The sequence below is a fragment of the Brevundimonas sp. genome (genome assembly GCF_036659295.1).
Lineage (GTDB): Bacteria > Pseudomonadota > Alphaproteobacteria > Caulobacterales > Caulobacteraceae > Brevundimonas.
Window position 1 is genome coordinate 1 of sequence record NZ_JAVXCU010000065.1, and the last position, 13,350, is coordinate 13,350.

Annotated in this window: 11 protein-coding genes and 1 pseudogene; 4 read left to right on the top strand and 8 right to left on the bottom strand. The window is 60.8% G+C overall.

Going from position 1 to position 13,350, the window contains the following annotated elements:
• Positions 1 to 195: 195 nt before the first annotated feature.
• On the bottom strand, positions 196 to 1,032 hold the full coding sequence (locus RSB01_RS10865; protein ID WP_332590057.1) for an aldo/keto reductase: 837 nt from the start codon (positions 1,030 to 1,032) through the stop codon (positions 196 to 198).
• Between the two features lie 36 nt (positions 1,033 to 1,068).
• Positions 1,069 to 1,956: an alpha/beta fold hydrolase gene (locus RSB01_RS10870; protein ID WP_332590058.1), complete on the bottom strand. Its 888-nt coding sequence runs from the start codon at positions 1,954 to 1,956 to the stop codon at positions 1,069 to 1,071.
• Positions 1,957 to 2,157: 201 nt separating this feature from the next.
• On the opposite strand from RSB01_RS10870, the gene RSB01_RS10875 reads away from it, so the two are divergent.
• Positions 2,158 to 3,423, top strand: coding sequence for a cation:proton antiporter (locus RSB01_RS10875; RefSeq protein WP_332625456.1), 1,266 nt, complete (start codon positions 2,158 to 2,160; stop codon positions 3,421 to 3,423).
• Positions 3,424 to 3,475: 52 nt separating this feature from the next.
• Here the strand turns inward: RSB01_RS10875 and RSB01_RS10880 are convergent, their stop codons facing one another.
• A complete protein-coding gene (locus tag RSB01_RS10880; protein WP_332590060.1) occupies positions 3,476 to 4,240 on the bottom strand; it encodes a PhoH family protein in 765 nt (254 codons plus the stop codon).
• A 314-nt stretch (positions 4,241 to 4,554) separates the two neighbouring features.
• Here RSB01_RS10880 and RSB01_RS10885 point away from each other — a divergent pair, with 314 nt between their 5' ends.
• Together RSB01_RS10885 and RSB01_RS10890 are read left to right on the top strand one after the other, a co-directional pair.
• Complete coding sequence (locus RSB01_RS10885) at positions 4,555 to 5,082, top strand: gamma carbonic anhydrase family protein (protein WP_332590061.1); 528 nt, start codon at positions 4,555 to 4,557, stop codon at positions 5,080 to 5,082.
• A gap of 149 nt (positions 5,083 to 5,231) precedes the next feature.
• Entirely contained in the window at positions 5,232 to 6,170 is a 939-nt protein-coding gene (locus tag RSB01_RS10890; RefSeq protein WP_332619858.1) for a hypothetical protein, read from the top strand.
• A 74-nt stretch (positions 6,171 to 6,244) separates the two neighbouring features.
• On the opposite strand, the gene RSB01_RS10895 is transcribed toward RSB01_RS10890, so the two are convergent.
• The 4 genes from RSB01_RS10895 to hfaA form a co-directional block, all read right to left on the bottom strand.
• On the bottom strand, positions 6,245 to 9,121 hold the full coding sequence (locus RSB01_RS10895; protein ID WP_332591446.1) for an insulinase family protein: 2,877 nt from the start codon (positions 9,119 to 9,121) through the stop codon (positions 6,245 to 6,247).
• A 160-nt stretch (positions 9,122 to 9,281) separates the two neighbouring features.
• Positions 9,282 to 10,520 (bottom strand): holdfast anchor protein HfaD, encoded by a 1,239-nt coding sequence (gene hfaD / locus RSB01_RS10900; RefSeq protein WP_332591445.1) that lies wholly within the window; start codon positions 10,518 to 10,520, stop codon positions 9,282 to 9,284.
• Positions 10,447 to 11,457 (bottom strand): holdfast anchoring protein HfaB, encoded by a 1,011-nt coding sequence (gene hfaB / locus RSB01_RS10905; RefSeq protein WP_332591444.1) that lies wholly within the window; start codon positions 11,455 to 11,457, stop codon positions 10,447 to 10,449. Before hfaB ends, hfaD begins: the two co-directional genes overlap by 74 nt.
• Positions 11,454 to 11,912, bottom strand: a complete 459-nt coding sequence (hfaA, locus tag RSB01_RS10910) for a holdfast anchoring protein HfaA (protein ID WP_332591443.1) — start codon at positions 11,910 to 11,912, stop codon at positions 11,454 to 11,456. Before hfaA ends, hfaB begins: the two co-directional genes overlap by 4 nt.
• Positions 11,913 to 12,072: 160 nt before the next feature.
• Between hfaA and RSB01_RS10915 the strand changes: the two genes are divergently transcribed.
• Positions 12,073 to 12,768, top strand: coding sequence for a rhomboid family intramembrane serine protease (locus RSB01_RS10915; protein ID WP_332625458.1), 696 nt, complete (start codon positions 12,073 to 12,075; stop codon positions 12,766 to 12,768).
• A gap of 76 nt (positions 12,769 to 12,844) precedes the next feature.
• Here RSB01_RS10915 and RSB01_RS10920 read toward each other — a convergent pair.
• Positions 12,845 to 13,350 (bottom strand): annotated as a pseudogene (locus RSB01_RS10920) (hypothetical protein); the annotation flags it as partial.

Consider the following 13,350-nt stretch of genomic DNA (forward strand, 5'->3'; position numbering starts at 1 on the left):
CTATGACACGTGTGATGCCGTGGTCGATGAGGATGATAACTGCTGGCACAATGACAGGGCTGTTCAGTACGGCCTGACATTAAGGGTGAATGGCGAGAATTTTACCTCTGGTAGAGCTGAGAACATCATACGCTACAAGGTGAAGGTAATGCCGAACGGCGAGGTCCGACGGCAGTAGGACCTCGCCGATAATTTTCAGGCTTCATCCCATGTGAAGGCGGGATCGAGATGGTCACCGACGCGGAACCCTGTGGCCAGCGCTGCAATACGGGCGATTTCCTCATCAGTCAGGGCGAAGTCGAAGATGGCGAGGTTTTCGGCGGCGCGGCTTTCGCTGGCGGTTTTGGGAATGGCGATCAGGCCTTGCTGGGTAATCCAGCGCAGCGTCACCTGACCGGCGCTCTTGCCGTATTTTTCAGCGATTTCGATGATGACCGGCTCGTCCAGTACCTTGCCACGGGCCAGTGGCGACCATGCGGTTAGTGACGATCCCAGTTCCTGCGCCTTGGCCTTGAGGGCGTTGATGCTCAGGAACGGGTGGTATTCAACCTGATTGGTGACCAGCTTGGCCTCCGACATAGTTTGGGCGGCCTGCCACAGATCGGACGGATAGTTGGACAGGCCGATGGCGCGGGTCAGGCCGCGTGCCTTGGCTTCGTTTAGAGCGGTAATGGTCTGCATCAGGTCCGGCTCGGGTTTGGGCCAGTGCAGCAAAAGCAGGTCGGGCGTCGAGCCGAGGCGCTCGGCGCTTTCTTCGGCCTGTTTCAGCAGGGCGTCACGGGTCAGGTTGGTGACCCAGATTTTCGTTGTCAGGAAGAAGTCGCTGCGCGCGATACCGGCATCCTTGATGCCCTGTCCGACCTCGGCCTCGTTCTCATAGATGAAGGCGGTGTCGATGTGCCGATAGCCCTGCGACAGGGCGGAACCAACCATGCGGCGGGCGTCGTCGCCCTTGAGCTGCCATGTGCCGAAACCCAGTTGCGGGATTTCAAAGCCGTCGATGTTGACGGTGGGCTGGGTGCCATAGGTCATGGTGCGGATCCGTTGCCTGAAGGTGGGGTTACGGATTTAGGAAGTCGTGGCTCTGGCCGAAACCCCTTCATCGAACCAGTCGAGGATTTCCTGCCATAAGGGCTCCATCCCCTTGCGGACGGCCCCTTCGTGTCCGATGCGCGGGCGTCCATAGTCGGCGGGCGATTTCAGCACGGTTTCATAGGGCGCATTGGGCAAGAGCGTACGGATGGTTTGCGAAGCGCGAGGCGTGGCGATGGGATCATCGGTAAACAGCCACGAGCGGACAGGGCTTTTCACGTCATTATAATAGTGCGGGTCCAGTTTTCCGGTTTTGAGGTCGGTACCGAAAAAGTCCGGCTTCATGCACCAACGCCGCCAGGTCTTGAACACGCGGGGTGGCAGGTCGAGCCCGCTCCACAGCTTGCCCTGTTTGATGAAGCCGTGGCGCAACAGATGAAGCGGCCCAAATCCGAACCAGAAGAAGAGTGCGGAGGGCTTGAAGCTGCCGAGGTGATGGGGCCAGTAGCCGGAACCGACTGAAACAAAGGCGTGTCGTGCAATATCGGCATGGTTGGGCATCAGGCCGATAAAGCTGCCGCCGATGCTGTGGCCCACATGGAAGACGGGCAGATCGGGGGCAGCGGTTTTTAGTGTGTCCAAAGCGGCGGGCATGTCGAGACGGCCCCAGTCCGCATAGTCGATACTCGAGCCTTTCAGGCTGTCGGGGGCTGACTGGCCCATACCGCGAAAATCATAGGTCAGGACTACGGCACCGCGCTCGGCCATGTAACGGGCAATGCGCTCGTAAAATCCCAGCGGATAGCCTGTTCCCGATGACACCAGAACAGCCATGCGCGGCGCGGGGCCAGTGATAAGGCGACCGGCCAGCTCATAGCCGTCTGTAGCCTTGAAGCGGATATCGGTGGCGCTGATGGCGTTCACGGCAGGCTTTCCTATAGTCCGTTCTTATTTGAAACTGACTTTGGTGTAGGCAAAAGCCAGCGTCAAGGGACGCGACATCATCGACACAATGTTTGGTGAAACGGGCGTTTGTGCCGGTCTGTAACGCCAACGGGGGTTGGCAGGAAAACCGTGTGGCGACACTGTGTTCGTCACCACCTGTTCCATAATGCGGGAGAGCCGATGCCCCATGCCGACAGCCTGATCATCACACTGGTAGGCGGATTTGTTCTGGCATTCGTGCTGGGCATGATCGCGCACAGGCTGAGGTTGTCGCCCTTGGTGGGCTATCTGGTGGCAGGGATTGTGGCGGGGCCGTTTACGCCCGGCTATGTCGCCGATCTGGAACTTGTGCCGCAACTGGCCGAGATCGGTGTCATCTTGCTGATGTTCGGGGTTGGGCTGCATTTCTCGCCCAAAGACCTGATGAAGATGCGCAATGTCGCCTTGCCGGGGGCACTGGTGCAGATAGTGGCCGCGACCCTGATGGGGTGGGCACTGGGGCACTGGGTGCTGGGCCTTGGTCATCTGGAATCGGCATTGCTGGGCTTTAGCCTGTCGGTGGCTTCGACGGTGGTCCTGCTCAGGGCGCTGGAAGAACGCAAACAGGTCAAGGGCGAGATCGGCAAGATCGCGGTCGGCTGGCTGATTGTCGAAGATCTGGTGATGGTGGTGGCGCTGGTGATGCTGCCGCTACTGGTGTTGCCCGAAGGTCAGGCGACCAGCGCCGGGGTGGCGGCACAGAGCATCGGCTGGACCGTGTTGAAGGTGGTGGCGTTTGTGCTGCTGATGCTGGTGGTTGGCGGCAAGGTCTTGCCGTGGCTGCTGGTGCGGATTGCCCATACCAAGTCGCGCGAACTGTTCACGCTGGGCGTGCTGTCGATTGCACTGGGGATTGCGTGGGTTGCCTATGCGGTGTTCGGGGCCTCGTTCGCGCTGGGCGCGTTTGTGGCGGGGCTGGTGCTGAACGGCACGCCGCTGGGCCATAATGCGGCAGAGCGGTCATTGCCGTTGCGCGATGCCTTTGCCGTGCTGTTCTTTGTGTCGGTCGGCAGGTGGTTCGATCCGATGATTATCGTGCGAGAACCGCTGGCCGTGCTGGGGGTGGTGTTTATCGTCATTATCGGCAAGTCGCTGGCGGCGCTGGTGATTACTTCGGCGTTCAAGCTGGATCGGGCGACAAGCCTGACGGTGGCGGCCTCTCTGGCCCAGATCGGCGAGTTCTCGTTTATTCTGGCGGGGATATCTTTGTATCTGGGGGCGATGTCGCGCGAGACGCATGATCTGGTGCTGGCGACGGCCCTGCTGTCGATTTCGCTGAACCCGTTTGTCTTTGCGTTTGTGGATCATTGGGGCGCGCGCCCGCCGTCCGAGCCGAAACCGCCGGCTCCTTTGAGCGAGGATGAACGCAGGGCCGCCGATGCGGCGGCGTTGGCCAAGGTGATGTAGCGATAAAAAAGGCCCGCTGCGGACAGCGGGCCTTGATGCTGATGGCTTGGCGCTAGAGGACGCCGATCATCTCGGCCACCAGCGGGTGGCGGACGATGTCACAGTCGGCCAAGCGGATCACGCTGACATTTTCCAGCACATCCAGACGCTCGGAAATATCGGCAAGCCCCGATACGCCCGGCAGCAGATCGGATTGTTGCGGATCGCCGGTGACCACCATGGTCGAGTGCCAACCGAGGCGGGTCAGCAGCATCTTGAGCTGGACATAGGTGCAGTTCTGGGCCTCGTCCACGACGACAAAGGCGTTATTCAGGGTGCGTCCGCGCATATAGCCGATGGGGGCGATCTCGATCAGGCCCTCGGCCATCAGGGCCTTGACCTGTTTCATCGACAGACGGTCCGACAGGGCGTCGTAAAGCGGACGAAGATAGGGGGCCAGCTTGTCTTCCATATCGCCGGGCAGGAAGCCGATGGATTCACCGGCCTCGACAGCAGGACGCGACAGAACAATGCGTCCGACCTTGCCCGCTTCGAGGGCCTCGACCGCCTTGGCAATGGCCAGATAGGTCTTGCCGGTTCCCGCAGGTCCCAGAGCCATGACCAGATTATAGTGGTCGATGGCGGCCATCAGTTCGGCCTGACCATCGGACTTGGGCTTGATGGTCTTTAGGTAGGCTTGATCGCGCTGGTCATTGGACGGGTAGGGGGACCACGCCGAATGGTTGGGCAGTTGTCGACGGCGGCTTTCCTGCGTGAACTCGCGTGTATCGAGAATACCTTCACGATGCTGGTGTTTCATAGCGGAACGCTTGGACATGGCGGCCTCCGGGCAAGAAAAAAGACGAACCCGAACGGGATCGCCTTGGACGTATGCAATATAGGGAGGGCAGAGATGCAGGCGGCGTCACCATACGGATCGGACACTGGCGGGCCATCGCTCGCGCGGGGCCTGGGCACTGGAACGGGTTGTACAGACGACAAACGCATTCTCCGGTAACTGTCCGGACCGCTCTTGATCCGGCTACCGATCCGAGGCGCATATAGCGACTGCGAATCGCAACTACAGATTGATGGTAACTTGGTTCTGCGAGTCATAAAGCCAAGAAAATGTAACAAGGGAGTATCGGGACTATGAGCGTCTACAGACTGGGTGATATCGCGCCGACACTTCCGGCCGACGGAACATACTGGATTGCGCCCAATGCGACGGTTTTGGGCAATGTCACAGTGCATGAAGGGGCCAGCATCTGGTTCAACGTGGTTGTGCGCGGCGATACCGATACGATCACCATCGGTGCCAACAGCAATATTCAGGACGGATCGGTCCTTCACGCCGACGAGGGACTGCCCCTGACCATCGGTGAAGGCGTGACGGTCGGGCACAAGGTGATGCTTCACGGGTGCGAGATCGGCGATAACAGCCTGATCGGGATCGGGGCAGTGGTTCTGAACGGGGCAAAGATCGGCAAGAATTGTCTGATCGGTGCCAATGCTCTGGTGACCGAGGGCAAGGTCATTCCCGATAATTCTGTGGTGATGGGGCAGCCGGGCAAGATTGTCCGTGAGCTGGATGCTGCGGGTGTCGAGACACTGCGCTGGTCATCGGCCCATTATGTGCAGAACTGGAAACGCTATGCCGAAGGGTTTGCGCCCGTCTAGGCGGACAGGGCGCGGGACTTGAGTCTGTTTCATTTGGGGACGCCGGAACAGCTACAGGCCCATGACGGAACAGATTTGGACGTGAAACCGCTCGTGATTGCGGCCCGCCGATTGCAACGGGTATCGGGAATCACGATCAGGAGTTCCCGATGCGGGCAAGGATCAAGACATTTCTGGCGCCGCTTACGGCCGTGGCCTTCTGGGCTGTGGCGGGGGCTGCGTTTGCAGGGTGTGTGACAAACTGTTTGCCGCCGCCAGCACCGCCTACGCCACCATTGCCACCCGGCGGTGGCTGTGGTTCGGGCTGCGGACCGGTATCACCGCCCTATGGCGGCGGTGGCGGTGGCTCGGTCAATGTGAATGTGAACATCAATAATGTTCAGGCCTCGGCCAATGCCAGTGCAAACGCCAGTGCGAATGCCAGCGCCAATGGCGGTGCCGGTGGCGGTATTGACCCGCGCACCGGTGGCTATGTCGGCGGTCGTGGCGGCAATGGTGGTCGCGGCGGCAACGGAAACGGCGGAACCACAGTGATCGTCGCCGGTGGTGGCGGTGGTGCCTATTTCAATGTGGATCAGCCCTATCCGATGACGGCTCAAGGACTGGCGGTCGAAGGCGCACGTTCGGAGCGTGTCAGCGTACCGTTCACCTCGACCCGTTCGTGGGAAAAGCGTTACCGCATTCAGGCCGTATGCCTGGATGACCGCAATGTACCGCATCCGGCCTCGCAGGTGCGTCCGGGCAAGGACATTCCCGAAGGTTATGAGGACGAACTGTATCGCTGCATTGCCGGCACCAAGATGCAGTGGACCCGCACCGACATGGATGGCGGCGAAGGCCAGACGGTCACCTGCAACAAGAACGAAGCCCTGTGGTACGGCGGCAAGGTTCTGGAATGCCGCCCGCAAAAGCGCGAGCGCGACTGTAATGAACGCTCCTTGCTGCGCCGCTATGGTGCGGGCGTGAAGGAAGTTGTTCTGCGCGGCGAGGAAACCGTCACCGAGTACCGCGAGGAAGTGGTGCAAAGCAGCTTCTCGTCGTCGGGTTCGATGATGATGGATGGCGGCGTCGGCGGTCGCGTTTTCTAAACCCGCCGGATCGCTCAAAAAGAAAAGGCTCCGGACGATGTGTCCGGAGCCTTTTTTATGGGGTCAGCCGTTCCTTACGGATTGGCCGCCACCACTTCCAGCTTCCATGCCTTATCGGGACGCAGATAGGTGCGGGCGGCATTCTGGACGTCTTCGAGGGTGAAGCCTTCCAGCATGGCGATGTGGCCGTTGATACGCTGTTCGGTGGCCGGATCCTTGGCCAGATCGGACAGGGCCCCCAGCCAGTAGGGGTTACCGGCTTGTGAGCGGCGCAGGCGTTCGATTACCGGCGTACGGGCGCGGGTCAGTTCGTCGGCGGTAATCGGGGTGTCGGCAAAGCTGGCCACGATCTTGTCCACGGCGGCGTAGAAATCGGGCAGCTTGCTGATGTCCACCTCGGCGGCGACGAGGGCATAGCCATAGTCGTCAAAGGTGGTCGATGCCGTTGCCGACGCGATCGGGCTGTAGCTCAGAGCCTGTTTCTCGCGGATTTCCTCGAGAACACGCAGGCTGAGGACTTCGCTCATCAGCGAGACAAGGCGGGCTTCGCGGCGATCACCCATGGCATCGGTGGTCGGCCATGCCACAACGCCAAAGGCTTGTTCGGCCTTGCCATTGTGGGTGATGCGGATCGGTGTCGGATTATGGGCCGGGAAGGTGCGCTTGTCCGAACCGGCCAGCGGTGCGGGTGTGGCGCTGCGAACGGGCAGGGCCGCCAGGGTTGCGGCCACAGCCTTGGTGGCATCTTCGACCGTCGTGTCACCAACAACCACGATGTCGATCGGGCCATTGGCCAGACCGGCCATGACGCCTGCGCGGACATCGGTGATGGACATGGCATTGATCTCTGCCGGTGTCGGCATCGAGACACGGCGATCACCACCCGCCATCAGCGGCGCACCATCAATGCCGAAGGCACCCATGGCGGTCGCGCGTTGCTGTTCCAGTACCTGCGGAAGAATGGCCTTGATCTGTTCGAACGGTGCGGCGCGCAGACCCGGATCGGTCAGATAGGCGGTCAGCACCTGTAGTTGCAGGTTCAGGTCTTCGGGACGGGTCGAGCCGGACAGGCGATAGGTCTCGTCGGTGACCGAGAAGCCAGACGAATAGATACGGCCTGTCAGAACACGGCTGACCTCGTCGGCGGTCAGCTTGCCAAGTCCACCGGCGGTAAAGACATTACCGGCCATGGAGACAGGGCTGTAGCTGTCGGTCGGCAGACCCAACTGGCCATTACCGGTCGATACCGAGACGAGGATTTCCTGATCCTTGAAGTCAGTTGGCTTGACGGTCAGGCGTACGCCGTTGGGGAAGTTCACGACCGTAGCGCCCAGTGCGGCATAGGCCGTCTGGCCACTGGCGGTGCCCAGTGTACCGAATTCGGTATAGGGCCAGACCAGTGCAGCCTGCACTGCGGGCGCTTCGACGGGCTTGGCGCGGCTGGCTTCGAGGATACGGGTGACCTCGGCCTCGCCGCCTTCAATGGCTTGCGGGGTCGAGACCAGAGCCAGGGGACCCTGACCTTGGAAGGCCTTGGGCAGCTCGGCCTTGACCATGTCCGGCGTCAGGCCTTCGACCGCAGCATTGAAGCGGGCCAGATTGTCGGCCGGAGAGGTGGTGACCTCGTTCTCGTTGACGCCGCCCAGAATGTTCATAGCCAGAGCAGGCGTTGGCTGGGTGGATGCGGCCTTAACCGCATTTTCCATACGCACGCGGATATTGGCGATTTCACGCTGCAGTTCGGTTTCGCTGACACCGTACTGGATCAGACGACGCTGTTCCTGCTCGATGGTTTCCAGCGCGCGGGCCAGGCCGCCCGGATTGAAGTTGGCGCTGATGGTGGCAAAGTCCAGCGACTGGAAGAAGCTGCCGGTGCCGCCGCCCGCATCGATGAAGGGCGGATTGTCCTGACGCGACAACTCGCCCAGACGGCGGTTCAGGACCGCCAGACCCAGAGACTGGATGGTGTCTTCGCGACGCAGGGCCACGCTGTCGGGGCGCAGATCGGCAGGGCGGGTCCAGTACAGGTCCACGCTGGACTGCACGCCCGGCTCGACAACGATCCGGCTTTCGGCCTCGCGCGGCGCAAGGGTGCCGAGGTCCGGATTGGGACCGTTCGGGTGGCTGTTGGTCCAGTCGGCGAACTTGGCTTTGACCTTGGCTTCCATCGCATCGACATCGAAATCACCGACAGCGATGAAGGTGGCGCGTTCCGGACGGTAATAGGAACGGTAGAAGTCCACGAAACGCTGGGTCGGGGCGGTGCGGATGATGTCCAGATCACCGATGGGCAGACGGTCGGCCAGACGCTGGCCCGGGGCCAGAAGGGCAATCTGGGTTTTCAGGGCGCGCAGTTGCGGGCTGTCGCGCAGGCGGGCCTCGCCCACGATCACGTCACGCTCGGCATCAATGGCGGACGGTTCCATCAGCGCACGCGAGACCTGCTCGCGCATAATCATCAGCGAGGTGTCGACGGTCTCGTCGTCTGTGCGCGGCAGCTCCAGCATATAGGCGGTCTGGTCAAAGCTGGTGAAGGCGTTGGTATCGGCACCAAAGGCCAGACCCAAACGTTCCAGAATACGCAGCATCTCGTTTTCGGGCACATTTTCTGTGCCGTTGAACAGCATGTGTTCCGAGAAGTGGGCCAGTCCCTTCTGGTCGTCATCCTCGTGCAGCGAACCGGCATCGATGCGCAGGCGGAACGAGGCCTGACCCGGCGGGGTGGCGTTGTGCATCAGCGCATAGCGCATACCGTTCGGCAGGGTGCCAAAGCGGATACGTTCGTCGGTCTTCAGGTCGCTGGCGTCTTGCGCCCATGGCTTGGACGGCTGGGCTTGCTGGCCTTGGGTGACAGTAGCAGGCAGAGCCAGAGCTACAGCTGGAAGGGCAGCGCCTGCCATCAGGGCAATCGAGGATACCGCCGGAAGCAGAAGGCGTCGGGACAGGGACATATTTAGCTTATCTCCGCGAGGACCTTACCCGTTAGGCAAGGCAAAGGGTGCGCGGCCCAGCCGGAGCCGCGTTATCGCAGATGTTGCAGCCCAAGTGCGGACACACAACTTACCAAAAATTCACAATAGCCTCGTCGCGGCGCAGGATGTTCGGCGCGGATCAGCCGCCCGGACGCGACACATAGAAGTTGGCGCTATTGCCGGTCGCCGTGGTTCCGGTGATGGCGGCACGGCCCTGACCGACGATATTGGTCGTGGCGGTGGCCGAGACATTGCCGGTGTTCGTCTGGTTGTTGCGGGCATTCATAATGCCGCCGCAGTCGGAACAGGCAAAGCCGGTCACGCTGTTGCCGGTGGCATTGGCCCCGACATAGGCATCATAACCATTATAGCCGGTCAGTTGGGCCTCGACGGAAACGCCGCCCGAATTCATCTGGGTGTTGTCGATCTCGACCCAGATGTCCTGATTGCCGACATAGGCCTGGTTGCCTGCGCCGTCTGCCATGGCCCGCAGATCACCATAGTCATAGGCATGGGTGCTGGCGCGGCTGGAAACACCGCCCGTATTGTTCTGGTCGGCCGTGATGACCTGTGAGCCGCCCGCATTATTGGCGGTGATACGGTTGGCCGCGGCACTGGATACCGTGGTGCTGGCCCAGATGTTACCGGCGCTGGAAGCTGTTTCGGCAGCGGTCCAGCCTTCAGACAACTGACGCACCTCGACGCGTTGCCCGGATGATCCGTTGGACGACAGCTGTGCCATATTGGCGGCGGCATCGGCGGCAATATAGGCTGTGCCGGGTATATAATGTGCAGGCACATAGGTTCCGGCGCGGGTGTCGCCGGTCGCATGCTGCTCGACTGTGCCGGATACGAAGGTGTTGGTGCCTCCGGCCAGCACATTATTACTATAGGACGCGCTGGTGGCCTGAATGCCGCCGGTCAGGCGCGCGTCAGGGTTCTCCAGCATGGTCTGGCTGACCGTCGAGCCGTAGGTGTACTGGCGGCTGTCCAGTTCCAGAGCGGCATTATTGGCGGCGGCGCTGGCCTCGTTGGAGCGGGCCTGGGTCACAGCGGTCACACGACCGGACACTTCGTATCCGGTATTGATGTTGGTCTGGGCCGCAATCGCACCGTGGCTGGACTGCATATTGCGCAATGTAATGTCGCGCCCTTCGGCACCGCCATTGATCTGGTTGCCCAGAGCGGTGTTGGAAACGCTCACCTGCTGGTTGGCCTCGACGACATTCAGGCGCTGTCCGGCGAACACGTCGCCGAACAACATCTGCTCGTTCAGGACCAGAGAGGCGTCCTGTGCGCGAACATCACTGGCTGATGCGGCGCACAGAGCCGTCACGGCGATCGTGCCAGCGATCAGGGTCTGCACGTGTCTGGCCATTATTGGTGTCCGTGTTGGTGTTGGTTGCGTAATAGTTGCCGGTGGCACCGACCGTCATGGTGCGCAGCGGGTCATTGGCGGGGTTCAGGCAGACTTCCGGTCCGGGGGCACCGTAGAGGTTGCTCATGAACTCGACCGTGGCGCGTTCCACGAGGGCGCGCACGGCCAGTTGCACCGGCTCGAGGCCGCTGGAGCCTGCGGAGACGTCAAAGACATTGCCGTTCAGGAAGTCGAACACGCCCGCCGAGACTTCGCGGCCGACGATCTGCTTCTGATAGGAAACGACATCGACAACTTCGAGCGTGGTGGTCTGGACCATGCGCAGGTCGATGGCGACGTTCATCACGAAGATGCGGCCATTGATCATGCCCGATCCGCCATTCTCCTTGACCTGACCGCCGGCCACGTCAAATCCGGCGGAGCGGATGTTGTAGTTCACCTCGGTAATGCCGCCGACAATATAGAAGTCGGAGCCTGGTACCTGTCCGGCAATGATGCGGCGGTAATTGGCGTCCTGCGGGGTGGCTGCCTCGTCACCGATCAGGCGGTTATTGGCATAGCGCAACTCCAGCTCCGATACGGAGGTGTCATAGCGTTCAACCAGACGCGCACCGGACTTGGCCAGTGCCGAGTTCGCCATCAGCGATGCGCCCTGCGTGATCTGGCGTCCGCCATCAGCAGAGATGGAGCCGGTATAGTCGCTGATCCGGCCTACAGCCATGCGCGGCGAGGGCAGATTATAGCGGCGCGCATAGTCGGCCAGACAATAGAGTGCGTCCGAATACGGGGTCGGGTTGGCGGTTACCGGCGCATTGCCGATGGGGTTGGCATACAGGCCATCCGAACCGGCGCTGGGGCTGACGCAACCGGCCAGCAGGGTCGAAGCCGCGAGAACCGAGGCCGCAGCCTTGAAGGAAAGGGCAGTCACGCGTTTCATGGGAAGACCAATGTGCCATTAAGGACCGTTCCGGCGCTGACATTGCCGGTATTGGTCTGAGTGGAGTTGACGATGACGGTGTTGTTCTTGCCCTGAACCACGACGTTCAGGCTGTTGCCGATAGCGGAGGCTCCGCCAATGGCCGAAGAGCCTTGCCCGTTCAGGATACCAACACGCGAACTGGCCGAGGAGGATACCCCGCCCGAGGACTGGTTGTAGCTGCTGGCACCGGATTGGATGATACCGTCCACGATCAGGCGATTGCCATTGGCATCACGCGTTGAACCTGTGGTGGCGCGGGCTGTGCCATAACGCGATCCGCCATAGCCTGCTTGTAATTGGCCCAGACTCTGGCTGCCGGCTTGCTGGGCTATAGCAGCGGTCGGAGTCGTACAGGCTATAGCAGCCCCCAACCCGACAGCGACCAGTCCTGCGATTTCCAGTTTGATACGCATTGGCACACGCTCCTTCTCTCGAAAAGGGAAAGAGCAACAGCCATGCCAACAGATTGCACCGCTACGGGACTGTGCGGTGAGGGGCGGTTAGACCCTGTTCGTGTGCGGTCCGCGCATCTGCGACTTGAGCTTGGGCTATGGGCGGTCCATCTCTTTATAAATGAACCCTGAAGATAATTGTTCCGAACACCGCCCCGCAGAACCCTCGCTCCCGCAGCCTTCGGGTTCCGAGCCCATATTCAAGATCCCGTTCGTGCCACTGGTGGTGGCGGTCGGTCTGGTGGGCCTGTTCATGGTGCAGCCGGATCTCAGCCAGGGCGGAACCGAGCTGGGTTTGCGGCCTGTCGATCTGTCCTATGGATATATAGGCGGACTGTTCACCCACATGGTGGTCCATGGCAGCTGGATGCATGTCATTATGAATGCGGTAGCGTTGCTGGCATTCGGCACACCTGTGGCCCGCGATTTCGACAAGAGCATGGGCCCGATTGGCTGGCTCCTATTCTTTATAGTGTGTGGGGTGCTCGGCGGACTGGGTTATGCGCTGGTCCACTGGGGGGATTACACGCCAATGGTCGGGGCCTCTGGGGCCGTATTCGGTATGATCGGTGCGTCGCTTCGGCTGATGGCGGGCCCGGGATTGCTGATTCCGCTGTTCCATCCGGTGGTATTGCGCGGGGCAGCGGCTTGGATGGCTGTTAATCTGGCGACCGGATTGCTGGGCATTGTCCTTACCGGAGGGGGGGCTGGAATCGCCTGGGAGGCACACGCCTTCGGATTCTTGGCCGGAATCATACTGATCGCGCCGTTTCACCAGCTCTTCAGCCGCAAAATCCACCAAATGCCTGTGCGCTGAAGCTAGGCCTGCCATGTTTCAGGGCGTAACCGGCCATAATCTCTAGGTTTTTTGCCTCAATTGGCTTCTGCCCATGTCATTTCATCCCCAGAGGGGCCTGATCTGTGGATGGAATGACAGTTCCGTGAAATTGGTCTTGCCGATCAAGGGAGCGAGGCCTATCTACCCATTCCTCGGCGGCGGGCGGTTCTACGGAGCGGTTTGGCGGCGGGGTGTAGGCCTTCTGGACGCTACTGTGTGTCTGGATTTTCGGGATGGTTCTTCGGGGCGGTTCTGGAAAAGATTGAAAGATCTGGGTTGACACGGAGGAGGGCGATCGGTAGATAGCCGCCTCCTTCGTCGGAAGGTTCTTCGGAACGGCCGGCGAGAATGTCGAAAACTTCTTTAAAAAGAAGTGCTTGACACGGAGACGGTGGATCGGTAGATACCCGCCTCCATCACTGGAAAGGCCCTCGGGTTTGAACGGTGAGTTGGTCGAAAACTTCTTTAAAAAGAAGTGCTTGACACGAAAATCTGGGTGGTCTAAATAGCCGCCTCCGCCGAGAACGGGCGTTAAACGTTCAGATGAACCTTCGGGTTCTG

Bases quoted from the DNA above. Each gene is read 5' to 3' on its own strand.
- RSB01_RS10895 (WP_332591446.1), bottom strand. From the start codon at position 9,121: ATGTCCCTGTCCCGACGCCTTCTGCTTCCGGCGGTATCCTCGATTGCC.
- RSB01_RS10885 (WP_332590061.1), top strand. From the start codon at position 4,555: ATGAGCGTCTACAGACTGGGTGATATCGCGCCGACACTTCCGGCCGAC.
- RSB01_RS10915 (WP_332625458.1), top strand. From the start codon at position 12,073: ATGAACCCTGAAGATAATTGTTCCGAACACCGCCCCGCAGAACCCTCG.
- hfaA (WP_332591443.1), bottom strand. From the start codon at position 11,912: ATGCGTATCAAACTGGAAATCGCAGGACTGGTCGCTGTCGGGTTGGGG.
- RSB01_RS10865 (WP_332590057.1), bottom strand. From the start codon at position 1,032: ATGACCTATGGCACCCAGCCCACCGTCAACATCGACGGCTTTGAAATC.
- RSB01_RS10890 (WP_332619858.1), top strand. From the start codon at position 5,232: ATGCGGGCAAGGATCAAGACATTTCTGGCGCCGCTTACGGCCGTGGCC.
- RSB01_RS10880 (WP_332590060.1), bottom strand. From the start codon at position 4,240: ATGTCCAAGCGTTCCGCTATGAAACACCAGCATCGTGAAGGTATTCTC.
- hfaD (WP_332591445.1), bottom strand. From the start codon at position 10,520: ATGGCCAGACACGTGCAGACCCTGATCGCTGGCACGATCGCCGTGACG.
- hfaB (WP_332591444.1), bottom strand. From the start codon at position 11,457: ATGAAACGCGTGACTGCCCTTTCCTTCAAGGCTGCGGCCTCGGTTCTC.
- RSB01_RS10875 (WP_332625456.1), top strand. From the start codon at position 2,158: ATGCCCCATGCCGACAGCCTGATCATCACACTGGTAGGCGGATTTGTT.